We start from the raw sequence: 24,881 nt of genomic DNA on the forward strand, positions 1-24,881 counted from the left end.
GCCGCCATGACCCTGCCCCCGCTTGCCACAGCGTTTGACGCGCGCCAGACCGCCAGCCTCTCGGATGACCGCATTTCCGCCAAAGCCACGCGCGACGAGGATCGGCTGCGTGGCGCGGCAGAGGGGTTCGAGGCGCTTTTTCTCAATCAGATCCTACAATCGGGGCGCGCTGCGTCGTTTGGAGATTCGTTGACGGAAAGTTCTGCGACCCAGACCGCTCAATCCTTGCTTGACAGCACGCTGACCGAAGTCGGGGCCGGGCGTTCGGGTCTGGGCCTATCAGAGGCAATTTATCGCCAGTTTTCCGCCCATCTGGGTGGGGTTCAGGAGTAAACCATGGTCGATCTCATGGACATCGGGCGCGGCGGGGTTCTGGCCTATCGCACAGCGCTTGGCGTGACCGGCGAGAATATCGCCAATGTCGATACGGCCGGGTATCGCCGCCGCGACGCGGTGATGCAGGAGGTTGGCGTTGGTGGCGGTGTGGACGTGGTGGACATCCGCCGCGCCTTTGACGGGTTGGTGGCTGCGCGCAGCCGCGATGCCCAAAGCACGCTTGGTGCGGCAGAGACGCATTTGAGCCATGTGCAGGCGCTGGAAGATCGCCTTTTGCCGGGTGAGGGCGGCTTGCCCGATTTGCTGGATGGATTTTTCGATGCGCTCGACGGGTTGTCGCAGGTGCCTGAAGATCAGGGGCTGCGGCAAGCGGTCTTGAGTGCGGGCACAGCGCTGGCCGGGGGTGTGGCCGATCTGGCCGAAGGGATCGACGTGCTGACGCGCAACGTGCGCGAAGAGACCGCACAGACCGTAGAGCGGGCCAACACCGTCTTGAGCGGTTTGGCCGAGGTTCAGGAACAATTGGCGCAGGTCACCGATGAGCGCGCACGCAATCCTCTGTTGGATCAGCGCGACCGGCTCTTGGTCAATCTTGCGGAACTTGTGGCGATTGATGTCGAGATGGATGATGCTGGCCGCGCGACCGTGCGGCTTGGCGCGGATGGCAGCGGGCCGATGGTGTTGGAACGCGGTCGTGCCGGGCGGATCGAGGTTGGCACGGCGGGGCGCTACACTGTCACCTCCGCTGACACCAAAGCGGTCGAGGTGCAGACCACGCTGCGCGGCGGAATGCTGGGCGGTCTGGCGAATGCCGCCGGGGCCATGGCGCAAGCGGCCTCTGATCTGGATCTCTGGGCCAGCCGGATGGCGGAAGAAATCAACGCGGTGCATGCCCAAGGCCTGACGCCCACGGGCGGGCGTGGTGGCGCGCTCTTTTCCGTATCGGGATGGGAGGCCACGCCGGGCGCGCTGATGCGCGGCACGGGGGCGGCCAGTGTGACAATCACCGATGCAACTGTCATGCCTGCGGGGCCGCTGACCCTGGTGCAGGATGCACCCTCTGGGCTGTGGCAGGCGCGCGATGCGGCTGGGCAGGTTCTGGCGACAGGCGAACAGACCCTCAGCCTGCCGGGGTTACGGATCGAGATGAGTGGTGTGCCGCTGGATGGCGACCGGATCACGCTGGCACGGCAGGATGCCTCGGCGCGGCATATGACACTTGTGCTAAACGACCCTCAGGGGATTGCGGCGGCAGGCACGTTGACAGTCAGCGCCGTGCCGGGCAATCGCGGCACTGCCACGCTAAGCGCCACGGTGCTCAGCGCACAGGGCACCGGACCGCGGGATCTGTCGGGGGTTCTGGGGGAAAATCCTGTCGAATTTCTGAATGCAGGCGTCATCGGCGTGATCGCGGCGGGTCATGCAGATGCCGCGCTGTCGGTGCAACCGCGCCTTGCGGCGATGGATCTAGGGCCGCTTGCAGGGGCAAACCCGCAAGCGCTAAGCCTGACCACGCCCGAAGGTGTCGCGCAATTCGCACTGCCTGCGGGGCTGACGACCGACGCACTGGCGGCGGCGCTGAATTCCGGCGCGGTAGAAACCGCTGATGGGCAGCGCCTGGCCGCCTTTGGGCTTTTGGCCGAGGCGCAGGGTGATACGTTGACCCTTATGGCCCGTGACGGGGTCTTGCCGCTTGTCGCGAGCCTTGCGACCAATCTTGGCAGCGTGGCGGGTGTGGTGGTCGCCGATGCGGCCCCGGCGGCGGTGCTGTCGGTTTTTACCCGCGACGGGCGGCAACTTTCTGGTCCGCCTTTGGGTGCCACCGAAGCGGCCGCGCTGTTGACGCAGGAAAACGGGTTTCACGCAGATGCGGCCTATAGCGCCGACTACCTGGACGGGGCCGCACCCTATGGCGGGCTCAGCCTTGGGCGGCAATCCGTGGGGGGCGATCACGTGGCGCTCTTGGGGCAGGCTGGCGGTATTGCTGCCTGGATCGGCACCATCCCCGCCCCGGCCAACCCCAGCGTTGAGGTCGGCTATGAGGGGGCGACGCAATCCAGCACGCTGCGTCTACCAGAGGGGGCCAATGCGGCCTGGATGGCGCAGGAACTGACAACTGCCCTGCCGGTGCGCGCCGAGGCGGAAACACGGCTTGCGCTGGCGTTGCCCACAAGCGGAGTGCTGTCCTTTCAGCTGAGCGGGCAGAACCTGACGCCCGTCACGATTTCGGCCGATATGGGCGCGGTCGGGGTGGCAGGGCTGCAAGCGGCGATCAACGCGCAATCGGGGGCCACGGGCATCCGCGCCGAGCGGGCCCCCAATGGCGGTCGGCTGGTGCTGGTCGAGGATCAAGGCGCAGATATTTCCCTGTCGCGCCTCACCCACTCCGGAGGCGAGGCCGCCTTGTTGACGCGGTTGGCACCGGATGGCGCGGCGTTGGGCACGGTGAGCCTTGGGGCTGGCGGGCCGGATGCGGCGCGGATTTCCGGCACGGTGCGCCTGAGCGGTAGCGCTGGCTTTGGCGTCACCGAGAACGGTGTTTTGCAGGTGGCCGCACCAGATGGGTTCGAGAACGGCCTTATCACACGGCAGACTGGCGCAGCAGGCGCGCAAGTGACCCTGACCCCGGCAGAGCCGGGACCGGGGGATCTGAGCCTGAGACGGATCGCCGTGACCGGGGCCGATGGCCGCGTGGTGACGGCTGAGGCCGATCCGGCGCTTGGCTCGGGGGCCGCAATGGCGCGGGCGCTGGCCGCTGATCTGCGGGCTACGGCCCCAGCAAGCCGGATCACGGGTGCAGCGCTACCGGCGCTGCCACCCGATGGCGCGCAAATGCGCGTAAGCCTTGGGGCGCAGGATTATGGCATTCGGATGAGCGGCGGCGCGCCGGTGGTGAGCGGCCCCGAAGAGGGCCGCATCACTGCGCGATTTGACGAGAACAACCGCCTCATCCTTGAAACCGAGGGCGGCACGCTTGATGGCTCTGCTCTGCGTCTGCCCAGCGATGCGGGCGAGGCGGCGCGCTTTGGCATGGGGGCTGGCAATGCGCCGGTGACAACGGTCATCGGACAGCCGTTCGATGCCGGGAGCCTGCCGTCGAGCTTTACCATCAAGCTCAATGGGCAGGAGCATTTTGTCAGCGTGTCGGCGGGGGCGGTGGTTCTGCCTGTTACGTTCCCCGGCACAGGCTATATCAACACCGCCTTTGGCCGGGTCGAGATCGAGTTCAGCGCCCTTGACGGCGAAATGATGATTGAGGCGCAGCCGGGGGCGGCAGCTGCCGGGTTCGAGACCTTGGGCCTGCGCGCCGAGGTGACAGAAGACGGCGCGCTGCGTCTGACGGCCACGGATGACCGGGTGCTTGGGGTTGAGAATGTCGCCACTGGCGGGGGCTCTGTGCTGCGCCTCAACTCTATTCCTGATGAGGATCTGATCGTGGTGATGGGCGGCACTGGTGCCCTGCGTCTGGCAGGACAGATCAGCGATACGCCCGCGACAGAGCGCGCCCGCGAAGTGCGGGTGCTTGATGCCACCACAGGTCTTGTCGGGCTTTTCGATCGCGACAGTGGCGCGCATTTGGCGTCGCGCACGCTGGATGCGGCGGGCACGGCACGATTTGGCGATCTGGAGATCACGTTGGGCGGTGGGCGCGTGACCGGTGACAGATATTTGACTGCGCCCAACGCAGGCGGGGCCGGGGATGGGCGCAGTGTCGAGGCGATGGCCAATCTGCGGCAGCGCGACGGGCTGACCGGGCGGGGCGGCTATGCCACCGGCTTTGCCAGTCTGCAACAGCGGGCGGGGGCACAGGTTACGGCCAGCGAGAGCCGGGTCGCCACTGCCGAGGCCGAGGCTGAGAGCGCCGCACGCGCCGAGTCAGAGTTGGGCGGCGTCGATCTGGATGCGGAAGCGGCGCAATTGATGCAACAGCAACAGGCCTATCAGGCCAATGCACAGGTCCTTTCAGTGGCGCGGTCCCTGTTCGACACCCTGCTGCAAGCGATATGAGGGTTTGAATGAGTATCGGCACCAGTTTTTTTCACAACGTCACCACACGCAACCTGTCACAGGTCAATGAGCGGATCTCCGATCTGCAGGGGCAGATTTCCTCTGGCGTGAATGATCCCCGCCCCTCTGCCGATCCGGTGCGCGCCTTGCGCCTGTCGGCGGCCAAAGAACAGCAAGAGGCGTTGGATCGTTATTCCAACAATCTTGAACGGGCTGGGGCGCGGCTGGATCAGGCCGACACGGTGCTGAGCGAGGCGGGCAATGTCATGCGCCGGGTGGGCGAGTTGGCGCTGCGTGCGGCATCGGACACGGCGACGGCGACCGAGCGCGACAGTATCGGCACCGAGGTGCGGGCGCTGCGCGACAGCCTCTTGGGCCTTGCCAATGCCCGCGACGAGAGCGGTCGTGCGCTCTTTGGCGGCTATGGCACGCAATCCGATCCGTTTCGCGATGGGCCGGGCGGCGTGGTCTATCAGGGCGATGGTGGGCAATCGCGCTTGCAGGTTTCGGAATCCCTGAGCCTGCCAACAGGGCTGAGCGGGGATGCGGTGTTTGCGATCGGCTCCGAGGGCGGCGATGTCTTTGCCGTGATCGACGACTTTCTGGCCAGCCTTGGCACAGCGAGCAGTGCGCCGCGCGCCAGCGTCACGGGTGCGGGCCAGCTTGACCTTGATCTGACTCTAAGCCGTGCGCCGGCTGCGTGGTCCATGACGCTGGAGGGGCCTTTGGGATCTACGACGATTCCGTTTGTCGCCGCAGAAGGGGCCATGTCAGGGGCGGTTGAGGCGATCAATGCCCAGACCGCAGCCACCGGCATCAGCGCCGCGCTTGATCCCGAGACGGGTGGTCTGATGCTCACGGCTCAGGGCGATGTGAAGGTCTCGAATATCGCGCGCGCGCCCGATGCAGGCGGGGTGTTGATGGTGGCACGCGACGCCGAAGGCGGGACGCAAGCGCTGGTGCCCTTTGCGCGTACGCGGGATGCGGTGATTGATCGGTTGCGCGGGGCGTCAGAGCATCTGATCGACCAACGCACGCAATTGGGGGCGCTGTCGGCGGATGCCGCGCGGCAATCGGATGTGATCGACAACCGCAAGCTGGCGATGAGCCAAGCGGTGTCAGGGCTGGAGGATCTTGATCTTGCCAATGCGCTGACGCGGCTTCAGCAATCCATGCTGACGCGGGACGCCACGCAACAGGCCTATGTGCGCATCACCCAGCAAAGCCTGTTTGATTTCCTGCGCTGAGGTTTTCGGGCCTTGTGCCAAACTTGGCCCGACGCTTGCAACGCGAGGGCATGAGACATCTTATCCTTTTGTGTGTGGCGCTATTCTGGGTGCCGTCCCTTTCATCCGCCAGCACCGCGAATTGCGAGGCGCTGGCGACGCAGGCCGCTGAGCGTCATGGTTTGCCCAAGGGCCTGTTGCGCGCCATCGCGCGCACAGAATCGGGACGGGCACTAGGCGACACCGGGACACGGGCCTGGGCCTGGACCTCGAATGTGCGGGGCAAGGGCTATTACTACTCAGGCAAAGACGAGGCGTTGACCCATCTGCGACAGTTGGTTTCGCGCGGGGTTCGGGGGTTTGATGTGGGCTGTATGCAGCTCAATTATCGCTGGCATGGCGATAATTTCGCCACTCTCGAAGAGATGATCGACCCTGTCCAGAATATAGAATACGCCGCCCGATACCTAAGCGAATTGCGCGCGGAAACCGGCAGTTGGGACGCGGCGACGCGCTATTACCATTCCCGCGATCCCAGGCGCGGCGCGGCTTATCTGGGGCGCGTGCAGGCTGTCATGGCGCGCCTAGGCCCGGTCGAGGCGATGCCAGCTGTGGAACGACAGTCCGAGGCTGCGCGCGCCGCGCCGATGGTCACAGGGCCAAGCCTTCCCCCACGCGAAGCGCCGCGCCTTGCAGACCCGGCACCGCGTGAGGACCGGCGTTTTGCCGGGGCCGCGCCGCTTGTCAGCCGGGTGCAGAACGTGCGGTATTGGGAAACCGCTTCTCTTCCCGAAGGCGCAGTGCCGGTCATGCCCATGCGCAAGACCCCGCAAAAGACGCGCCGCTGAACGTGTCGCGCGTATCCTTGCGTCGGAAATCTATCTTTAGAGAGTCTCGAGACTCCTTTTGCCCGCGCAAGGATCGTCAGAGATGCTGCTATAGCGGTGGTATATCCCTCTGTATACCGGAGCGCAGTTCATGACGAGTTATTGGCCCACCTCTTCCATCACGGAACAGTTTCCCATCGACCTGCGTCTAGACGCTGTGCTCGTGGGCGACGCTGGTCTGCCCCCATCGGGTGGTCCGATTTGATTGTTAGTGCATTGTGGGCCTTTGATCCAGCGGAACGATGCTTTCGGGCGCGGGTGGGCGATAGCCCAATGCGCTGTGCGGCCTGACCGTGTTGTAGTGAACCCGCCATTGCTCGATCAGGATTTGGGCTTCCTTCAAGCTGTAAAAGATTTCGCCGTTCAACAGCTCGTCACGGAACCGGGCGTTGAAGCTTTCGCAGTATCCGTTCTCCCAGGGTGATCCCGGCTCGATATAGGCCGTCTTCGCTCCGACGGCGGCGATCCAGTCCCGCACCTTCTGAGCGATAAATTCCGGGCCATTGTCGGATCTGATGTATTCAGGCGGGCCGCGGAGGATGAACAGATCGGTCAGTGCATCCAGCACGTCCGTTGAGTTGAGCTTGCGATCGACGCGGATCATGAGCGCCTCCCTGGTGTATTCGTCGATAATGTTCAGTGTCCGGTAGACACGGCCATCTGCGGTGCGATCCTGGACGAAGTCATAGGACCAGACATGGTTGGGGCGCTCGGGCCGCAGACGCACGCACGACCCGTCGTTCAGCCAGAGCCGCCCCTTTCTCTTCTGCTTTTGAGGGACCTTCAGCCCTTCACGCCGCCAGATGCGTTCGACCCGCTTATGGTTCACACACCAACCTGCATTGTTGAGCAGGCCAGTGACCATGCGATATCCATAGCGCCCGTACTGATCAGCCAATTCAATGATGTCGTCGGTCAGACGCTGCTCGTCAGCACGGCCTTGCGGCATCTTACGCTGCGTGGATCGGTGCTGCCCCAGTGTGCGACAGGCCCGGCGCTCTGATACGCCAAGTTCCCGCCGCACATGGTCGATGCATTTCCGGCGACGCGAAGGGCTCAGAAGTTTCCCTTTGCTGCCTCGGTCAGGATCAGCTTGTCCAGGGTGAGGTCGGACACAGCCCGCCGCAATCGCTGGTTCTCTTTCTCAAGCTCCTTCAGGCGTGCGAGCTGAGACCTCCCCATCCCGCCATAGAGCTTACGCCACCTGTAGAACGTCTGCTGTGTCACGCCGATCTGGCGCACCGCCTCGGCGATCGTCGCGCCTTGTCCTTGCAGAACTTCAACCTGCCGAAGCTTCGATACGATCTCTTCGGGCTTCTCTCGTTTTCCAGCCATCGCTGATCCTCCAATTCACGGGACAATCTATCCCAGTTGGTGGACCACTTTCAGGGGGCTACTCCAGCCGGCGCTTGCTGGCTGTACGCTGCCCAGCGCTTGACAAGAGCAACGGCGGCGGCGGAAAATGTTTAGTAAGATTTCCAAAAATCGTTTTAAGTGTCTGTAATTAAACGAATTAATACTTTTGCGACTAACCCTGATCGGCTTGGTATGGTTCTTGCCCCTTCTCTTGCGAGACCTGGCAGAGTGCCGGTTGCCACGCTTTTCAGGGAGTCCCGTCAATGGATATTGCGTCGCTCATCGGTTTGATCGGTGCGCTGGGAATGGTGGTCGGCTCGATGCTGGCTGCGGGCGGTCTGGGGCCGTTCATCGACGTGGCGTCGATCCTAATCGTGTTCGGTGGGACGTTCTTTGCCGTCATGTACAAATGCACTATGCCAATTTTCCTGCGCAGCTTTGGCGCGGTGGGCAAGGCGTTCATGCCCAAGGCACCAAGCAAGGAAGAGCTGATCACCAAGATGGTCGAGTTGTCGGATGTCGCGCGCAAGAATGGCCTTATGGCGCTGGAAAATCAGGAAGTGCCCGACAAGTTCTTTTCCAAGGGATTGCAGATGTTGGTGGATGGCGCGGACGAGTCCAAGCTGGTCAAGCAACTTTCTGATGAGATCAAGGCGATGAAGGTGCGCCACGGCGAAGTGCATGAAGCGCTGCGCGGTTGGATCGACATCGCCCCCGCCATGGGTATGATCGGCACGCTGATTGGTCTGGTGCAGATGCTGGGCAACATGGCCGACCCCAAGGCCATTGGCCCCGCGATGGCGGTGGCGCTTTTGACCACGCTTTACGGGGCTTTCATTGCCAATGTGATGGTCGGCCCCGTCTTGTCCAAGCTCGAGGGATATACCGCCAGTGAAACCGCGTATCGGGATATGGTTCTGGCGGGCCTGCGCAATATCGCCAAGGGTGAATCCGGGCGCAACGTTCAAGAGCAGATGGTCGCGGTGTTGCCGCCCAAGCTGCAAACCAAACTGCTCGCGGCCTAGGCAAGGTGGTCTGAGCCATGGCGCGCAAACCCATTCCCCTGCCGGTGCCCGTCGAGGACCCCGAGGACGAGTGCCCGAAATGCCCGCCCAAGGGCGCACCGGCGTGGATGGCGACCTTTGCCGATATCGCCACGCTGCTGATGGCGTTCTTTGTGCTGATCCTGTCCTTTGCCGAGTTCAACCAGCCCAAGTTCAAGATGGTAGCAGGCTCGCTCAGCATGGCCTTTGGGGTGCAACGGCAGGTGCCGGTGATGGAACAGCCCAAGGGCACCACGATTCTGGATCTGTCCTTTAGCCCGTCACCCGAGATGTCGGTCACTGAACAGATGACACAAGACACGACCGAGACAGAGCAGCCCGAAATCCAGCGTCCGGTGACGGAAGAGGATGGCAAGGGCGCTGCCGAGGGCGAAGGGGCCGATGCGCCCGGCCAATCCGAGGCGCGCGAAATGGCCGAGGCTTTGCAAGAGGCGTTGCAGTCTGGTCAGGTCAAGGTCGAGTCCCGCGAAGGTGAAGTGGTGATGACCTTTGATGCCCCCGATGCCCAAAGCCTGCCGGGACAGTTGACCGAGGCCGCCGAGGCCCTGCAACAGGCCGCAGAGGCGACCGGGCAATCCACATCGGATGTGATGATGCAAGGGCTTGCGGACAATATACAAGAGATGGCCGAGGTTATGCAGGGCAAGGCCGAAGCAGAAACCCAAGCCGGCCAATCCGCGCGCAGCGCCGCCATTGCCGATGCACAACTCCAGGTCGCTTTGCAGCAAGAAATCGGCGAGGGGCTGGTATCGGTCGAACAGCGCGAGGACAAAGTGGTGATTACCGTGGGCGAAGGCGGGGCCTTTCCTTCGGGCGGGGCCGACCTGACGGACGAGGCGCGCGATGTCATGGCACGTCTGGCCTTTGCCGCGATGGGTGAAGCCAGCGAGATTGTCGTGACCGGGCATACAGATTCGGTGCCACTTGGTGGCGCGTCACCCTATCGCGACAATTGGGGGCTCGCGGCGGCGCGGGCATCGTCGGTCGTGCGTGAATTGTCGGGCTCAGGGCTGATCGAACCCGAGCGTCTGACCGCGACCAGCCGGGGTGAATCCCTGCCCGTGGCTGAGAATGACACTGCAGCGGGCCGCGCACAGAACCGCCGGATCGAGATTGAGATTACCTATTGAGGCGTCGGGGCTAACAGCCTGGCGTTGCGCGCCGTTGTCAGGGGCGAAGAGGGCTTATCATGGAAAACGAGATTCTGACCGCGCTCAATCGCGGCGGCACTGGGATCAATATCGCGGAACTGGCTGACTCGCTCACGCAGGCCGAAATCGCGCCCCGGCGGGCGCTGATCGCCGAGCGCATCGACCGGGCCGAGGTGCGCCTGTCGGGCTATGACCGCCTGCGCGGACAGGCCGAACAGATGGGCGATGCGCTGGAATTGATGCGCGGCCTCTCGTCTCGCAGTCTAAGCAGTGACAACAGCGCCGTTTCGGTCACGGTCAGTGATCCGGGCAAGGTAGACCTCCAAAACGCGCGCATTGGCGTCTCGCAGCTGGCGCAATCGCAGGTGCTGAGCTTTGTTGGCTTTTCCGAGGCCGAGGCCGAGATTGGCGCAGGCGCGCTGACGGTGGAATTCGGCAACTGGTCGGCGGATGTTCCGCCCGTATTCAGCGCCGGGACTCGGACGGCGCAAACCATCACCTTTCAACCCGGCAGCAGCCTTGCCGACATGGCCGAGGCGCTGAGCAGCCTTGACGGGCTGTCGGCGCGGGTCATTGACCTTGGCGATGGCACGTTTTCGCTGGGCGTCATTTCCGAAACCGGATCGCAGAACGCGCTGCGCCTCAGCGTGGCGGCGGATGCCGATCCGCGCATGGCGCAATTCGACATCAGCGCCGATCCCGGCGCGGTGCAGGTGCAAGGCGCGCAGGATGCCAAGCTTAGCCTCAATGGCATTGCCGTGACCCGCTCCAGCAATCAGATCGACGATCTTTTGCCCGGTGTGACCCTCAATGTGACGGGGCAGACCCTGAGCGATGCCAACCTTTCGGGCCGCGCCAATGTCGAGGGCGCGCTTGAGGTGATGCAAAGCTTTGTCGACATTATCAACGCCACGCAGGGCCTTGTTAAATCGCTGACTGCACGCGGCTTTGGCGAAGGTGGCGTGGCGGGCGATCTGGCGGGTGACAGCTTGGCCGATGGCGTGCTGCGCGGCATGCAATCGGTGCTTTCCCGTGGCTTTGGCGTGAAGGGCGTGCATCTGTCGGATATTGGTATCCGAACAGAGCGCGACGGAAGCCTGTCGCTCGATGCTGACCGTTTTTCAACGGCGCTGACGGCCAATCCGGCGCTGCTTGATCCGCTGATCCGTGACGATCTGGTGGGTACGACTGTGCAAATCAGTGGAACACCCGGCAGCGGTGCCACGGCGGGCCGCTATGCGTTGACCCGCGATGCCGCCACGGGCGAGGCCACGCTGGCCGGTGTGGCCTTGATCGGTTCGGCGCAGGCCAATGGCGATTGGGCTTACCGCGTGCCCTCGGGGCCGATGCGCGGCCTGACGTTGACGGTTGCCACAGGGACAGAGCGGGCTGAAATCAATTTTCAACCCAGCATGGTTGGCAGCCTGCAATCCTATTTGTCGGGCATCCTGGCCGACGGCAACGCGCTGGCACAGCGCGAGGACGCGCTGGGTGCCTCGATTGTCACCGAAACCACTGCACTCGAAGCGCTGAACTTGCGGTCTGAAGAGGTGCGCACCCGCTATCTTGGGCAGTTCACGCAAATGGAAATGATCGTGACCCAGCTCAATTCAACCGGCGACTACCTGACCAATCTGGTGGAAGGCTGGAATGCGGATCGCTGATCCGCAAAACGGCGCGCGGAACGATGGCGCGGCACCAAGGAAAGGCAAGCGGCATGGCTGAATGGCACGTGGTCTATCAGGTCTTTGGCGGTGCGCCTCTTGGAGCGTGCCCGACCTTGTCGCATGCGACGGTCGGCGTGGAAGAGTTCGCCGAGTTGCGCGAGGCTGCGCTGTCCGTTGACGGGGTGCTGCTGATCCCAGGGGCGCAGGTAACCCTTAGAGGGGCCGCGTGCACTGTGCTTGGCTCAGGTCGCGCGCAGCCGGGAATCCCCTTGCTTGACGTGATCGAGGCCAAGGGCGAGGCCCGCGATCTGGTTCTTTTGCGGCAGGAAGACACGGGTGAGACCCTCTTTCTCTATCCCCAAGCTGTGCCACATGCGCCGGGAATGGTGGCGCTTGTTGTCGATCTGACCGCTGCCGCCTATCGCCTTGATGCGGGCATGCCACTGGGATTGGTTGCAGGCACCGGAATCTTGACCCCCACGGGCGAGCGCAATGTGCAGACGCTGGTCGCAGGCGATCGAGTGCTGGATACATCAGGCGCAGAGCGGGTGGTGATCTGGGCGGGAGTGACCGACGTCGATCTTGATCCGCTAACCTCAAATTCGGTGGCACCGGTCAGGTTCGAGGTTGGGGCGCTGGGGGCCGGGCATCCCATGCGCCCGCTCAAACTGTCGCCGTTTCATCATCTGCCTGTGCCGGAGCCGGGTGCCGATGGCGCGCTTTGCCTAGGCCCCGCCTTGGGGTTTGTCGGTTTGCCGGGGGTGCGGGTGGCGCATCTGGCCGGGCGGCTGGCCTATCACCATCTGCTGCTTGATCACCACGCACTGATCCTTGCCAATGGCACCCCGGTCGAGAGCCTTTTTCCCTGTCCTGCGATGATTGCGCGACTGGCACCAGAGCTGCGGGCCGAGGCGCATGCGGCGCTTGCGGTGGCGGGTCATGCTGGGCGGGCCTATGCACCGCTGGCTGAGACCTTGGGCGTCTGGCAAACCCGCGACGCGCTGGCGCTCTGGCCCGAGGCCCTTCCCGAGAACGAAATCCTTTTGGCCGGTTGATCCGCCCGCACGCTCTGGCGGATCACTCTGCTGCGGTGTTGTGCAGCCGCGCCTGCATCAGGTCGCGCAACTGGCCGATGGCAGCTTTTTTGATCTGCGATACGCGCCCGGTTGTGACATCAAGGATCGCCGCGATTTCATAGACGTTAAGCTCTTCGACATAATAGAGTTGCAGCACCAAGGCCGAGCGTTCGGGCAGATCCTGCAGCGCGCTTTGCAGCAGGGCCTTGAGCTGGATATGCTCAACCTCATCCTCGGGGGTAGACCCATGATCGCTAAAAAGCAGCGAGTGATCGGTATAAACCTCGTCGAGCGACTGAAGCTGATTGGTCTGAAAGCGGTTTTCCCAGTCCTGGAATTCCTCGGTCGAAAGTTCGAGTGACTGCGCCAGTTCCGGCACCTCGGGTTCGCGCCCAAGCTTTTGCGACAGCTTGCGGCGGGTGGCCTCGATCTTTTGGCGCATGGTGATGGAGTTGCGGCACAGGTTGGAATTGCGGCGCAGATGGTCGATGATCGAGCCACGAATACGAATGGTCGCATAGGCGGCAAAGCTGACCCCATCACAGACCGAATAGCGTTGCGAGGCGTCGATCAGCCCCAGATAACCTGCCTGCAGCAGGTCGTCGATCTCGATGAAACGACCCACGCGACCGTGGAAATGCCACGCAAGGCGCTGCACAAGCGGCATGTGCTGTTCGACCAGACGGGTCGGATTGGGCTGTTGTTCCGCATAGGCTTGGGGGGCGATCATGACCGGGACTCCGCATCGGGGCCGTGGTGGCGAAAGAGCATGGGCTGAGCCAAAGGCGCAGGATCATCGTTGGTCGCGGGTTCGGTTGCGCTGTCGCCTTCGATCACGCGCAAGCCCTCGACCAGCCGGTCGTTGGAGGCGCACCAGAGCGGCACCAGACCCACAGCCCGCAAGGCCGCCACATCCGTGGTTGCGTCAGGCATGTCCTCGGACCCCGACAGGATCGCAGAGTCTATCCGCTCTGCCCAACGCTGCCGGAGGGCGGCGATGCGCTCGGGGCGCAGGCCGCCGGGCACGACCAGCGCGGCGCGGGCCTCTGGCAACTCCAGTGCGACTTCGGCCAAAGATGTGCCATCGCTGCCCCGCCCTGAGATCACGACGATCTGGACAGTGCCCGCTTGCGGCGCGGCGAGGGTGTCGGGGGTGTGAAACAGGGTTGTCATACCCAACAGATGCGATTTCTGTGCCAAGACGGCGCCATCCCCATGCGATCCTGTGCCACAAAAGCAGAATTCTACGGTCAGACCCGGTGTGCGGGTCAGGCGCATCAGGGCCAGTTGCAATGCGACCTGCGATTTGCCCGCGCCGACCGGCCCGACAAGGACAATCCGGGGGGCCGAGAGCAGGCGATCGCGCAGGATGAGCGGATCAGGCAGGGCCGGGGCCACGGGCTCTGGCGTTTTGTGGTCGGGGGCTTGCGCTTCGGGTGTCTCGGGGGCCGTGGCAGTGGCAGGCGCAGTGGCAGGCGCAGTGGCCTTGGCCTCGCCCAGCATCCGGTCAAAGGGTTTGGGCGCATGGGCATTCAGAAAGCTGGGCAAGCGTGGTGCAGCTGCTGTGACCGCAGCGGTCATCAGCCCAGACGACGGCGGCGGCGTGATCGGGTCAATCGGTTCATCAATCACCACGTCGACGCGCGGCGACGTAGGCACAGCCCGCAGACGTGGCGCGGGTTTGATCAGGGCCTCGGGATCGTCATCGCTGGCCACGATTACCACTTGCCCGTCGATCAGGTCATTGGACAGGATCAGGGCGTCCGGCCCGAGGCGGCGTTGCACCTGTTCCAGCGCGGTCACGCTGTCGGGGGCGCGAAAGGTCATCGTGCTCATTGGTCACATCCTCAGTTGGACGGTTTTGGCGGGGCGGTTCTGGCACCGCCGATAGAGGCGGCAATCTCGACGCGGCGATTGTCGGGCAGTTCGGAGACGGCCATCACGATGGCATCGACACCATGGGTGCGCAGAAAGGCGGCAAAGGCGCGGCGCAGCGCGGCGGAAACCACCACGACCGCCTGTCGGCCCTGACCGGCCAGCGCTTCCTGCGCCTCGTTCAGCTGGCCAAGGATCTGGCGCGTTAACCCCTGCTCGACGATCAGCCCGGCGCTCTCATGCTTGGACCGGGTCAACAAATCTTCTAGTTCGGGGGCCAGCGTGATCAGGTGCAGGCTATCTTTGAGTGGTGCAATCTGTTGCAAGAGTTGCGGGGCAAGCGCAGGGCGCAGCGCCTCGGCCATATCCTGCGGTTCGCTGAGGCGGGCGGACATGCCTGCCAGGTCTTCGAGGATGCGTGGCAGGTCGGCAATCGGCATCCGCTCTCGCAAGAGCGCGCGCAAAACGGCGGTCAGCACATGCAGCGGCACCAGTTTCGGCACCACGGATTCGACCAGCGTCGGGGCCGAGCGTTCCAGATTGTCCAAGAGCCCCTGCACGTCATCCGCGCCCAAGAGATCGGCGGCATGGGCATAAAGCATCTGGCTGAGATGGGTGGCGACCACAGAGGCGGGTTCAACCACGACGTAGTCATCCGCCTCGGCCTCGGTCTGTTGATGCGGCTGAATCCAGACGGCATCCATGCCAAAGGACGGGTCCTTGACCTCGATCCCGCGCAGCTTCCGGGTGGTGCCGCCGCCGGGCAGCGCCAGCTTGCGATCTGGATAGGCCATATCCTCGGCCACGATGGCCTGACGGATACGGATGCGGTAGCTGTTGGCAGGCAGTCCCATATCGTCGCGGATGCGCACGCCGGGAATGACAAAGCCCATGGCCGTCGACACCTCGCGCCGGATGCCGGTAATGCGCGACACGAGCGCGCCGCCGGCACCCTCTTCGATCAGGGGAATGAGGCCGAAACCGATCTGGATGGTGATGGGGGCATAATCCGTCACCTCTTCGGCGGTGATGGCCCCGCTTGTATCTGGGCGCGTGCCCGGCTGTCCGGTGCTTGCGCCGCCCGGGGCGGGAAGTGCTGCGCGACGCGGCGCTTGGCCGGGAGCAGCCGCAGGTGCGGTCTCACCGGGGGCGAGCTGTTTGCGGGTGGCCCAGGCTACGCCGCCTGCGGCAAGCGCTGCGATGAGAAAGAGCAGGTTCGGCATGCCCGGAATGAGGCCCATGATGGCCATGACCGCCGCCACGGGCAGCCACGCCCGGTGCATGCCGATCTGGCTGCCGATATGGCCCGTCATGTCTTTGGTCGAGGCCACACGTGTCACGATCACTGCCGTGGCGATCGAGAGCAGGAGCGACGGGATTTGCGCCACAAGACCATCGCCGATGGACAAGAGCACGTAGGTTTCCGCCGCTTGGCCCAGCGAGAGCCCGTGTTGTGCGGTGCCAATCACAATACCGCCCAGAATATTGGCGGCGAGGATCAGGATACCGGCAATGGCGTCACCCTTGACGAATTTCGAGGCACCATCCATGGCACCGTAGAAATCCGCCTCTTCGCCCACTTCGGCGCGGCGTGCGCGCGCTTGTTCCGGGGTTAGAATTCCAGCGTTGAGATCGGCGTCAATCGCCATCTGCTTGCCGGGCATGGCATCCAGCGTGAAGCGGGCCGACACCTCGGACACGCGACCGGCACCCTTGGTGATAACCATCAGGTTGATGATCACGAGGATCACAAAAACCACCAGACCCACAGCGAAATTGCCGGCAATCACGAAATTGCCAAAGGCTTCGATCACCTTGCCCGCCGCCCCGCTGCCCTCGTGCCCCGAGGTCAGAACGATCCGCGTCGAGGCCACGTTGAGCGCAAGGCGGAACACGGTGGCAATCAGCAGGACCGACGGAAAAGACGAGAAATCAAGCGGGCGGTAGCTATAGAGCGCGACCATCAGCACCAAAAGCGACAGAAGGATGTTGAATACAAAGAAAATGTCGAGCAGCGCCAAGGGCAGCGGCAGCACCATCATCGCCACAACGGCGAGGATGCCCACAGGCAGCAGGCCAGCCCCGAGTTGTGGGCGGTAAGAGGCACGGCTCAGCGCGGCCATCGGGTATCCCTTGTGTTGCATCACATCGGGGTAATCGGTGCAAATCGCGTGCCAATTTTCGGGTCTCACGACGGGGGGGTGGAATGGGCTTGGGGCTGGCACGCACCTTGCAGGTCTGGCGCTGAAAACCGCGCCTGTCTGGCCCCGTCAAAAGAGGTTCCCATGTTCTCCAGATTGCTTCGTCCCTTGCTCTTGCCGCTGGCCTTGATGCCGCTTGGTGCCTGCATGTCATCCGGTCGTGCGGTCGATGCCCTGCCTGCCGATGCCAGCCCCCGAACCGAGGCCGTGGCCCAGTTGCGGGATGATCTGTCGGGCCTGCCTGTGCCTGCGGCGGCGCAGGCACCTGAGGTGGTGCAATTCACCGGGCTTGGCCTGTCGCAGGTCTCGACCCAGCCGGGGGCCTCGATCAACGAGCGGCGCCTGATGGCGATCCGCGCTGCGCGGCTTGAGGCGATCCGCGATCTGACCGAGCAAATCCACGGCATCCGCATCAATTCCGAAAGCACGCTGCACGATCAGGTTCTGCGCAGCGACACGGTGCGCGCGGTGGTGGCAGGTGAAATCCGGGGGGCGCGCACCCTGCGGATCACGCCCAAAGGCGACGATTCCTTTGAGGTGGTGCTGGCACTTGATCCCGATACGGTCCGCTACATCCTGCGCGCCGTGCGGCAGCGGGGCTAGGCCATGTGGGGGCATGTGTTTCGGCCGCAATTCTGGTTTCTGGTTCTGCTGAGCAGCCTCTTTTGTGCTGCGGCTGGGGCCAAAGAGGCAACGCTCTGGGTTGAGGCTGAGGGGCGGGCCTATGTCGCCTCTGCCGCCGATCAGGACGCGGCACGCCGCCGCGCGATTGGCGAGGCGCTGGTGACGGCGGCGCTGTCGGGTGGCGCGTCCTTGCGCGGTCATACCGCGATGGACAAGGGGCGTATCACCGCCGATCTGACCATTTTGCGCCCCACGGGGCGTATTCTGACCCATCGTGTCCTGTCTGCCCAGTTGCAGAACGGGGAATGGTTGGTGCGGGTCGCGGCGGAAGTTGGGCCGATGCCGGTGGGTGCCTGTGCGTCGCGCCGGCGGATGACGGTCAGCGCCACGCCGCCGCAAATCCGGGTAACCCCCGAGGCCTCGGCCTGGGCGGAACCCCTAGCGCAGGGGCTGGCACGCGACCTGATGGAGGTACTGCGCGCCCATCCTGATACCGATCTGGAACGGATCGCGCCCGTCTCTGCCGCGCCGGTTGCGGCGGCGCTGGATTACACCGCGCTGACACGGGGGCAATCCCTGCCCGCGCCGGGCGATCACCGCATGAGCCAAAGCATCACTGTGGACCGGCAAGGCAAGCTCTTGCGCCTCACGCTTGACCTTGCGCTGATGGGTCAAGACGGCACCAACGTCACCCGCCGCTTTCAGCGCGAGGCCATGGTGCCGCGTGGCGGCTTTGCGGGCTATGTCGCGGGCCAGAGCCGCAGCCGCGCGGAAACCGATCTAACTGCTGGCCTCTTGCAAGAGGTGCGCGCCATTTTGGACGGCCTGGCCTGCCAACCCGCCGAGGCGCGTCTGGCGTTGGGTGCGGATGGGCTAAGCGTGCCCTTGGGGCGTCGGCATGGGCTGACGCGGGCAAGCCTTGCCTTTGTCGATGATCCCAATGACGGTTTCGGCCTGTTGGAAGTGGTCAGCCTCGACAATCGCCATACCACGTTACGCCCGCTCGATCCCACACGCTCCCCGGCAAGTTTCAATGGCTTGCGGGTCTATTTTGTCGAGGCGGGGCTGTGATCCGGGGCGGAATTGCTGTGGTTTTGGCCTGCCTCTTGCCCCTTGATGCAGCGGCTCTGGACGGACAGGCGGTGCAGGCGGTGATTGCGCAAGCGCTGCGTGATGCAGGGCAGGGGGGCGCGCCGGTGGTCTCGGCCAATCGGCCCTATCCCCCTTGTATGGCCCCCCTCAACGTCGCGCCACATCAGGGCGGCTGGCAGGCGGTGCAAGTGACCTGCGCCAGCCCGGGTGGCTGGAGCCGGGTGATCCGGATCGAAGGCGGGGCCGCCGCGCCACGCCTGCCGGGGGTGACCGACGATGCACCGCAACGCCCCGCTCTGGTGCTGACCGAAAGCCTGCCGCGCGGCACTGTTCTTGAGGCCACGCATCTGCGTGAAGCCCCGATTGGCGCGCGCGCGCGGGGCGATCTGGTGATGTCGCCAGAGACGGCCATCGGTCGCCGCCTCAAAAGCAACTTGGGTGCTGGTCAGCCGCTTTTGGCGCGGCATCTGGAACATGACTGGCAGGTCGATGTGGGCGGCCCGGTGACGATTGCCACCGACCTCGGCGGTATTCGGATCGAGGCAGCAGGCGTCGCGCTGGAGCCCGGCCAGATGGGGCAGGATATCCGCGTGACCAATGCTGGCAGTGGCGAGGTGGTGCATGTCACCGTGACGGGACGCAACAAAGTGACGGTGCGTCCTAACATTCGGTGAAGACCTGCCGTTTTTCACTCCAAGAACAGCGCCCCAATGGCGCCTCACCGGAGAGATCAGATGGTCGATTCAGTCAATTCTTCCCACGCCGCGCGACCGCGGCTCATGCCGGTTTCGACCGAGGCCTCACCGGGCGGTGCCAGCGGTGCCAAGGCACACAAGCCCGTCAGTGCGGTGGATTCCGTGAAACTCAGCTCTTCGGCCTCGGTCGGGGTGATCGAGAAAATGGTCGAGCAAGGCCCGCCCTTTGATGCCGAGCGTGTCTCGCGGATCAAAGAGGCGGTGGCCAACGGCAACTATCCGGTCGATGCCAAGCGCATCGCCGACAGCATTTTTCAGGACTACAGCGCGATGACGCGCTGAGACAAGGCAGAGCATGACCTACTTTGAAATTACCCTCTACGCGCTCGCGGTGCTTTGCATGATCACCCTGCCGCTGCTTGTGGCGGTCTCGGTTCGGATCGCGCGAATGTTGGCGCATCTGAGCGGACAGGTCCTGCGGTTGAGCGACCCGGAGATTGACCATATCGCACGGCGTCTGGGTCACAGACTGGGCCTGAGCGACGAGGCATCGCTGATGAGCATCGCCGACCGCATGGACGAGATGCGCCGCGATTTCGACTGGCTGGTGAGTGACCGCATGATCGAACAGGCCATCGACATGGCCCGATTTGGCCAAAAGCCCGACAGCATCGCCCGCAACACCGGCATTAGCGCCTCGGAGCTGGAAGCAATCCGCAAGCTGCGCAAGCACTAAGCGCAAACAAAGTACGAACCTGCGATAACCACGCCCCGGCCATAGGCCGGGGCGTTTTTTTTGCGCGTCAGCCCACTAGCCCGTCGAACTTGCGCGCGAGCTTCACGTCAAGGCTGCTCAATCCGTCCACATCATGCGTGGTCAGCGTAACCTCGACACGGGAATAGACATTGAACCATTCGGGATGGTGGTTCCACTTCTCGGCCCAGATCGCGGCACGGGTCATGAACCCCATAGCTTCGGGAAAGTCGCTGAATTTATAGGTCTTGGAGATGGCATCACGCCCCTCGACCATGGCCCAGCCATTCTCCAAAAGCGGTGCCAGCGTTGTCTTGCGGGCGGTGTCGCTGAGTTTCTCGGTCATTCGTGATCCTCCTGTGCGGTCTTGCGGAACGGCCCATAGCTGGTGAGTATATCTATATCCTGGTCAACTGCGGCACGCTCGGCCTTGAGATACTGCGCCACCGCCTCGGCAAAGCCGGGATCGCGCAGCCAATGCAGCGAATGTGTGGCCACCGGCAGATAGCCGCGCGCCAATTTATGTTCGCCCTGCGCGCCAGCCTCTACTCTTTGCAGACCCTGAGCAATCGCAAATTCGATAGCCCGGTAATAACAGAGTTCGAAATGCAGGCAGGGATGATCCTCGATCGCGCCCCAATACCGGCCATAAAGCGCCGATGCGCCGATCAGGTTCAAAGCACCCGCGATAGGTTGCCCGTTTCGCAAGGCGAGGATCAGCAATATATCATCGCGCAGCGTTTCATGCGCACGGGTGAAAAAGGCGCGGGTGAGATAGGGCGTACCCCATTTGCGCGCGCCGGTGTCCTGATAAAAGGCCCAGACCGCGTCCCAGTGTTCGGGCAGGATCTGATCGCCGGTCAGGGTCACAATCTCGCCGCCGAACTCTGCAGCGCGGGCGCGTTCCTTGCGGATCGCTTTGCGCTTGCGCGAGGATAGATCGGCCAAAAAGGCGTCAAAATCGGCATAGCCGCGATTGATCCAGTGATATTGCTGGCTGCGCCGGGGCAATAGGCCAAGGGCTGCGCCCGCCTCTGACTCTGCTTGCGTGCAAAATGTGATATGCAGCGATGACAGCCCATTGCGCAGCGCCACATCGCGCGCGCCCTCAATCAATGCTGCGCGCCCCGTGTCCTCGTATCCCGGACGGGTTAACAGGCGGCGGCCTGTCGCGGGGGTAAAGGGCACGGCGATCTGGAATTTCGGGTAATAGCGCCCGCCCGCACGTTCATAGGCATGCGCCCAGTTGTGATCAAAGATATATTCGCCTTGAGAGTGGGATTTTAGGTAAAGCGGTGCCACGGCGATGATCTGACCATGCTGTTCGGCGCTCAGGTAATGCGGTTGCCAACCGCTGCCCGTGCCGACCGAGCGGCTGTCTTCCAAGGCCTTGAGAAAGCGGTAGGTGGTGAAGGGATCGTCTGGCCTGCCTTCGGCGGTTTCGGGACAGGCGCAGGCATCCCAAGCCACCTGCCCGATGTCGGACAGGCGCTCATGCAGGGTGACGGTGATCTGATCTTGCGTCATCTGCCCTGACGGTTCCTTTGCCCCGGCGGATTAATTGGGTCACGCGGCGCGCGGATCAAGCCGGGTGATCGGGCAAATAGCGCTCAAAGGTGATATTGTCGGCATGTTTGCGCGCCTCCGCCTCGGCCTTTGGGCTGCGCACGGTCCAGCAGAGGATCGCGGCCCCCTTGGCGCGCAGGGTGTCTAGGCGCGGGGCGGTCAGATCGTCGATGTCATGGCTGACAAAGCAAGCGCCACTTGCCTCGTAATCCGGGATGTCGCGCAGACGCGCGCGGGTCTCTGCGCGCAACAGCGGCCAATCCTCGGGCGTGTAGGCGCAGGTGACGATACCGCGCGGCGTATCTGGGGCAAGTTGGGCCATCTGCACCACCATATCTGGGTTGAAAGACATGACTGCAACCGGCCCCACATAGCCCGCAAGCGCCGCTGCGGTGGCGGCCTCGAGCGTGCCACAGCTTGCGCCCATTTGCCCCTGCTGATCTTTCAGCTCGATCAAGAGCGGGACGCGGCCTGCCACAAGGTCAAGGATCTGTGGCAGGTCGGGTATCCCCTCATCCCCGCCCAAAAGCGGGATTTGCGCGAGGTCCGCCGCATCGCGTTGGCGCACCGGGCCTTTTTCCGCCGTAAGCCGGCCAAGGTCGTAGTCGTGAAACACTATCGCCTGATTGTCACGGCTCAGTTGCAGGTCGATCTCGATCCCATAGCCTGCCGCAATTGCCGCTGCGATACCTGCGCGTGAATTCTCGGGGCGACCATCGGTCACGTCATGCAGGCCGCGATGGGCCAGCGGGATACGGCGGAAACCGTCGGGCAGCGCGCTCATTTGATTTGGAATACCCCGTCGATTTCCACCGCGACGCCAAAAGGCAATGAGGGGGCCGAAACAGCGGCACGCGCGTGTTTGCCTGCATCGCCCAAGGCCTCTCCGATAAAGTCGGACGCGCCGTTGATGACGGCGGGTTGCTGGGTGAAATCGGCGGTTGAGTTGACGAAACCCGTCAATTTCACCACCCGAACCAGCCGGTCAAGATCACCGCCGCAGGCTGCTTTGACCTGCGCCAAAAGGGCAATCGCACAGGCGCGCGCGGCCTTGGCCCCATCCGCCACGTCAAGATCATCGCCCAGTTTGCCGGTCAAGAGCGTGTCGCCCTCCTTGGCAATCTGGCCCGAGACAAAAAGCATGTCACCGGCCTGCACATAGGGCACGTAATTGGCGGCGGGGGCAGGGGCCTCGGGTAGGGTTACGCCCATCTCGGCAAGCTTTTTCTCGAACTGGCTCATATCTTTGTCTCCCTTCTGACTACATTGGCGGGACGCTAACGGCAGAGCGCGGCGAAGGAAATCGGAAATCCGACAGGACGCGCGCGATTTGCGCCCAAAGAAAAACCCCCGCCCGTCAAGGCGAGGGTCCAGGCGTTCCCGAATGGGGGGGCTTAGCCCAGCGACGCCGCGCGCACATCCTCGTCGATAAAGGCGACATATTGCGCGAAATTATCGGCAAACATCTGCACCAGCTTGGCCGCCTGCGCATCATAGGCGGTGGGATCGGTCCAGGTTCGGCGCGGATCAAGCAGCACCTCGGCCACGCCGGGAACCGCCACGGGCACGTCAAAGCCGAAATTCGGGTCCTTGCGGAACTCCACATCGTTGAGCGAGCCATCGAGAGCAGCGGTCAAAAGCGCCCGCGTCGCCTTGATCGGCATCCGCGATCCGGTGCCGAATGCGCCGCCCGTCCAGCCGGTGTTGACCAGCCAGCAGGTTGCGCCATGCTTGGCAATCTTTTCGCGCAGAAGGTTGCCATAGACCTCGGGGCGGCGCGGCATGAAGGGCGCGCCAAAGCAGGTGGAGAACACGGGCTGCGGTTCATCAATTCCCCGCTCCGTGCCCGCCATCTTGGAGGTGAAACCAGAGAGGAAGTGATACATCGCCTGTGCCGGGGTCAGCCGCGAGATTGGCGGCAATACGCCAAAGGCATCGCAGGTCAGCATGATGACATTCTTGGGGTGCCCACCAAGCGCGGTCTCTGACGCGTTCGAGATGTAATGCAGCGGATAGGCGCAGCGCATGTTGGGCGTCAGGCTGTCATCCTCGAAATCCAGCTCCTGCGTTTCAGGATCGAACACCATATTTTCGATGATCGTGCCGAACATGCCGCAGGTGGCATAGATTTCCGGCTCTGCCTCGGCGCTCAGATTGATGGTCTTGGCATAGCAGCCCCCCTCGAAATTGAAGGTGCCACGATCCGACCAGCCATGTTCGTCATCACCCAAGAGCGTGCGGTTGGGATCAGCCGATAGCGTGGTTTTGCCCGTGCCCGAGAGGCCAAAGAAGATGGCGGTATCGACGGGATTGCCCTCCGCGTGATTGGCGGAGCAATGCATCGGCATGATGCCTTTTTCCGGCAAGAGGTAGTTCAGCAGCGAGAACACCGATTTCTTGTTTTCGCCCGCGTATTCGGTATTGCCCACAAGGATCAGTTTGCGGTCGAAATTCATTGCGATCACCGTTTCCGAGCGGCAATCGTGGCGTTCGGGATCTGCCTTGAAGCCCGGGCAGTTGATGACCGTGAAATCAGCGATGAAGCTGTCCAGCGCGTCGCGCTTTGGACGCCGTAGCATGGTCCGGTTGAAGAGGCTGTGCCACGCAAGTTCCGAAATCATCCGCATGTTGATGGAATGCGCGGGGTCGGCACCGCCGATCAGATCCTGAACAAAAACATCGCGCCCCTTAAGATAGGTCAGCATATCGGCATAGAGCGCATCGAACCCTTCGGGCGACATGGCGGCGTTGTTTTCCCACCAGATCGTGTCGGCAACACTGTCGGTTTTGACGATATGCTTGTCCTTGGGCGACCGGCCGGTGAATTTGCCGGTGGTCACAAGCAGCGTGCCGCCTTGGCCCAGGGTGCCCTCACCGGCCTTTAGCGCGGCTTCGATCAGTGCCGGTTCGATGAGGTTGTAATGGACCGTTCCCAGCCCCGTGATACCTTGATCCTCAAGCTGGAAATGCGGGTTCACCCGTCCGAATGTCATATTGTCAAGCTCCTGTTCGCCAGATCCGCAGCTTTCCTACGGGATCGTTCAGGGCGCCGCTTGGGCGGCGTCGGTCGGGCAGCATGCCCGGCTGCGCGGCTCTTAACATGCCGCTTTGGAAAAATAACAGGGCAGATTCATATGGTTAGCGCAACCAGCCGCAGGTTAGCGCAACCAAGTGGATGGTGGCGCAAACATTGCACTGCCAGAGCGTGTAAAGTGAGTCAATTTAGCCATTCTCAAGAAATTTCTGCGTCAATCGACCATGGCGACCCGGCTGATTCGCAGATTTGAATTGATCAAACGACCG

At 63.3% G+C, this 24,881-nt stretch carries 22 protein-coding genes; 13 read left to right on the forward strand and 9 right to left on the reverse strand.

Going from position 1 to position 24,881, the window contains the following annotated elements; translation table 11 throughout:
- Positions 1–6 precede the first annotated feature (6 nt).
- From RAK1035_RS10340 to RAK1035_RS10355, 4 genes are read left to right on the forward strand one after another with little or no spacing between them, the layout of a single operon-like run.
- Entirely contained in the window at positions 7–333 is a 327-nt protein-coding gene (locus RAK1035_RS10340; RefSeq protein WP_008279916.1) for a rod-binding protein, read from the forward strand.
- Positions 334–336: 3 nt separating this feature from the next.
- The gene (locus RAK1035_RS20385) at positions 337–4,344 is read left to right on the forward strand and encodes a FlgK family flagellar hook-associated protein (RefSeq protein WP_008279917.1); all 4,008 of its coding nucleotides are present in this window, start codon (positions 337–339) and stop codon (positions 4,342–4,344) included.
- A gap of 8 nt (positions 4,345–4,352) precedes the next feature.
- Positions 4,353–5,591 (forward strand): flagellar hook-associated protein FlgL, encoded by a 1,239-nt coding sequence (gene flgL, locus RAK1035_RS10350; protein WP_008279918.1) that lies wholly within the window; start codon positions 4,353–4,355, stop codon positions 5,589–5,591.
- A 50-nt stretch (positions 5,592–5,641) separates the two neighbouring features.
- Positions 5,642–6,418: a transglycosylase SLT domain-containing protein gene (locus RAK1035_RS10355; protein ID WP_008279919.1), complete on the forward strand. Its 777-nt coding sequence runs from the start codon at positions 5,642–5,644 to the stop codon at positions 6,416–6,418.
- A 247-nt stretch (positions 6,419–6,665) separates the two neighbouring features.
- On the opposite strand, the gene RAK1035_RS10360 is transcribed toward RAK1035_RS10355, so the two are convergent.
- Positions 6,666–7,792 (reverse strand): IS3 family transposase gene (locus RAK1035_RS10360; RefSeq protein WP_085976969.1). Its coding sequence is split into 2 segments (ribosomal slippage): positions 6,666–7,528 and positions 7,528–7,792, totalling 1,128 coding nucleotides; the frame shifts between segments, so codons are not numbered across the junction.
- Positions 7,793–8,076: 284 nt separating this feature from the next.
- Between RAK1035_RS10360 and RAK1035_RS10365 the strand changes: the two genes are divergently transcribed.
- From RAK1035_RS10365 to RAK1035_RS10380, 4 genes are read left to right on the forward strand one after another with little or no spacing between them, the layout of a single operon-like run.
- Positions 8,077–8,838, forward strand: a complete 762-nt coding sequence (locus tag RAK1035_RS10365) for a motility protein A (protein ID WP_008279922.1) — start codon at positions 8,077–8,079, stop codon at positions 8,836–8,838.
- Between the two features lie 17 nt (positions 8,839–8,855).
- Positions 8,856–10,007 (forward strand): flagellar motor protein MotB, encoded by a 1,152-nt coding sequence (locus RAK1035_RS10370; protein WP_008279923.1) that lies wholly within the window; start codon positions 8,856–8,858, stop codon positions 10,005–10,007.
- Positions 10,008–10,066: 59 nt separating this feature from the next.
- Entirely contained in the window at positions 10,067–11,692 is a 1,626-nt protein-coding gene (gene fliD / locus RAK1035_RS10375; RefSeq protein WP_008279924.1) for a flagellar filament capping protein FliD, read from the forward strand.
- A 53-nt stretch (positions 11,693–11,745) separates the two neighbouring features.
- Positions 11,746–12,750 (forward strand): Hint domain-containing protein, encoded by a 1,005-nt coding sequence (locus tag RAK1035_RS10380; protein WP_050775729.1) that lies wholly within the window; start codon positions 11,746–11,748, stop codon positions 12,748–12,750.
- A 22-nt stretch (positions 12,751–12,772) separates the two neighbouring features.
- Here the strand turns inward: RAK1035_RS10380 and RAK1035_RS10385 are convergent, their stop codons facing one another.
- Genes RAK1035_RS10385 through flhA form a run of 3 tightly spaced genes read right to left on the reverse strand, consistent with a single transcriptional unit; the run spans position 12,773 to position 16,769 of the window.
- Positions 12,773–13,501, reverse strand: coding sequence for a sigma-70 family RNA polymerase sigma factor (locus tag RAK1035_RS10385; RefSeq protein ID WP_008279926.1), 729 nt, complete (start codon positions 13,499–13,501; stop codon positions 12,773–12,775).
- Complete coding sequence (locus RAK1035_RS10390) at positions 13,498–14,607, reverse strand: hypothetical protein (RefSeq protein WP_008279927.1); 1,110 nt, start codon at positions 14,605–14,607, stop codon at positions 13,498–13,500. The genes RAK1035_RS10385 and RAK1035_RS10390 overlap by 4 nt, the downstream gene beginning before the upstream one ends.
- 11 nt (positions 14,608–14,618) lie before the next feature.
- A complete protein-coding gene (flhA, locus tag RAK1035_RS10395; RefSeq protein ID WP_008279928.1) occupies positions 14,619–16,769 on the reverse strand; it encodes a flagellar biosynthesis protein FlhA in 2,151 nt (716 codons plus the stop codon).
- Positions 16,770–16,931: 162 nt separating this feature from the next.
- Here flhA and RAK1035_RS10400 point away from each other — a divergent pair, with 162 nt between their 5' ends.
- From RAK1035_RS10400 to RAK1035_RS10420, 5 genes are read left to right on the forward strand one after another with little or no spacing between them, the layout of a single operon-like run.
- The gene (locus RAK1035_RS10400; RefSeq protein ID WP_008279929.1) at positions 16,932–17,450 is read left to right on the forward strand and encodes an LPP20 family lipoprotein; all 519 of its coding nucleotides are present in this window, start codon (positions 16,932–16,934) and stop codon (positions 17,448–17,450) included.
- A 3-nt stretch (positions 17,451–17,453) separates the two neighbouring features.
- Complete coding sequence (locus RAK1035_RS10405) at positions 17,454–18,542, forward strand: flagellar assembly protein T N-terminal domain-containing protein (RefSeq protein ID WP_008279930.1); 1,089 nt, start codon at positions 17,454–17,456, stop codon at positions 18,540–18,542.
- Entirely contained in the window at positions 18,539–19,237 is a 699-nt protein-coding gene (gene flgA / locus RAK1035_RS10410; RefSeq protein ID WP_008279931.1) for a flagellar basal body P-ring formation chaperone FlgA, read from the forward strand. The genes RAK1035_RS10405 and flgA overlap by 4 nt, the downstream gene beginning before the upstream one ends.
- A 60-nt stretch (positions 19,238–19,297) precedes the next feature.
- Entirely contained in the window at positions 19,298–19,600 is a 303-nt protein-coding gene (gene flgM / locus RAK1035_RS10415; protein ID WP_008279932.1) for a flagellar biosynthesis anti-sigma factor FlgM, read from the forward strand.
- Positions 19,601–19,613: 13 nt separating this feature from the next.
- Positions 19,614–19,994: a hypothetical protein gene (locus RAK1035_RS10420; protein ID WP_008279933.1), complete on the forward strand. Its 381-nt coding sequence runs from the start codon at positions 19,614–19,616 to the stop codon at positions 19,992–19,994.
- 67 nt (positions 19,995–20,061) lie between these two features.
- On the opposite strand, the gene RAK1035_RS10425 is transcribed toward RAK1035_RS10420, so the two are convergent.
- The 5 genes from RAK1035_RS10425 to RAK1035_RS10445 all read right to left on the reverse strand — a co-directional run bounded on the left by RAK1035_RS10425 (position 20,062) and on the right by RAK1035_RS10445 (position 24,571).
- Entirely contained in the window at positions 20,062–20,358 is a 297-nt protein-coding gene (locus RAK1035_RS10425) for a 4a-hydroxytetrahydrobiopterin dehydratase (protein WP_008279934.1), read from the reverse strand.
- The gene (locus tag RAK1035_RS10430; protein ID WP_008279935.1) at positions 20,355–21,539 is read right to left on the reverse strand and encodes a GNAT family N-acetyltransferase; all 1,185 of its coding nucleotides are present in this window, start codon (positions 21,537–21,539) and stop codon (positions 20,355–20,357) included. Before RAK1035_RS10430 ends, RAK1035_RS10425 begins: the two co-directional genes overlap by 4 nt.
- A 55-nt stretch (positions 21,540–21,594) precedes the next feature.
- Positions 21,595–22,362, reverse strand: a complete 768-nt coding sequence (locus tag RAK1035_RS10435; RefSeq protein ID WP_008279936.1) for a glycerophosphodiester phosphodiesterase family protein — start codon at positions 22,360–22,362, stop codon at positions 21,595–21,597.
- On the reverse strand, positions 22,359–22,820 hold the full coding sequence (locus RAK1035_RS10440; protein WP_008279938.1) for a RidA family protein: 462 nt from the start codon (positions 22,818–22,820) through the stop codon (positions 22,359–22,361). Before RAK1035_RS10440 ends, RAK1035_RS10435 begins: the two co-directional genes overlap by 4 nt.
- Before the next feature lie 152 nt (positions 22,821–22,972).
- A complete protein-coding gene (locus RAK1035_RS10445; RefSeq protein ID WP_008279939.1) occupies positions 22,973–24,571 on the reverse strand; it encodes a phosphoenolpyruvate carboxykinase in 1,599 nt (532 codons plus the stop codon).
- Positions 24,572–24,881 lie beyond the last annotated feature (310 nt).

It is taken from the genome of Roseovarius sp. AK1035 (genome assembly GCF_003288315.1).
Classification (GTDB): Bacteria; Pseudomonadota; Alphaproteobacteria; order Rhodobacterales; family Rhodobacteraceae; genus Roseovarius; species Roseovarius mucosus_A.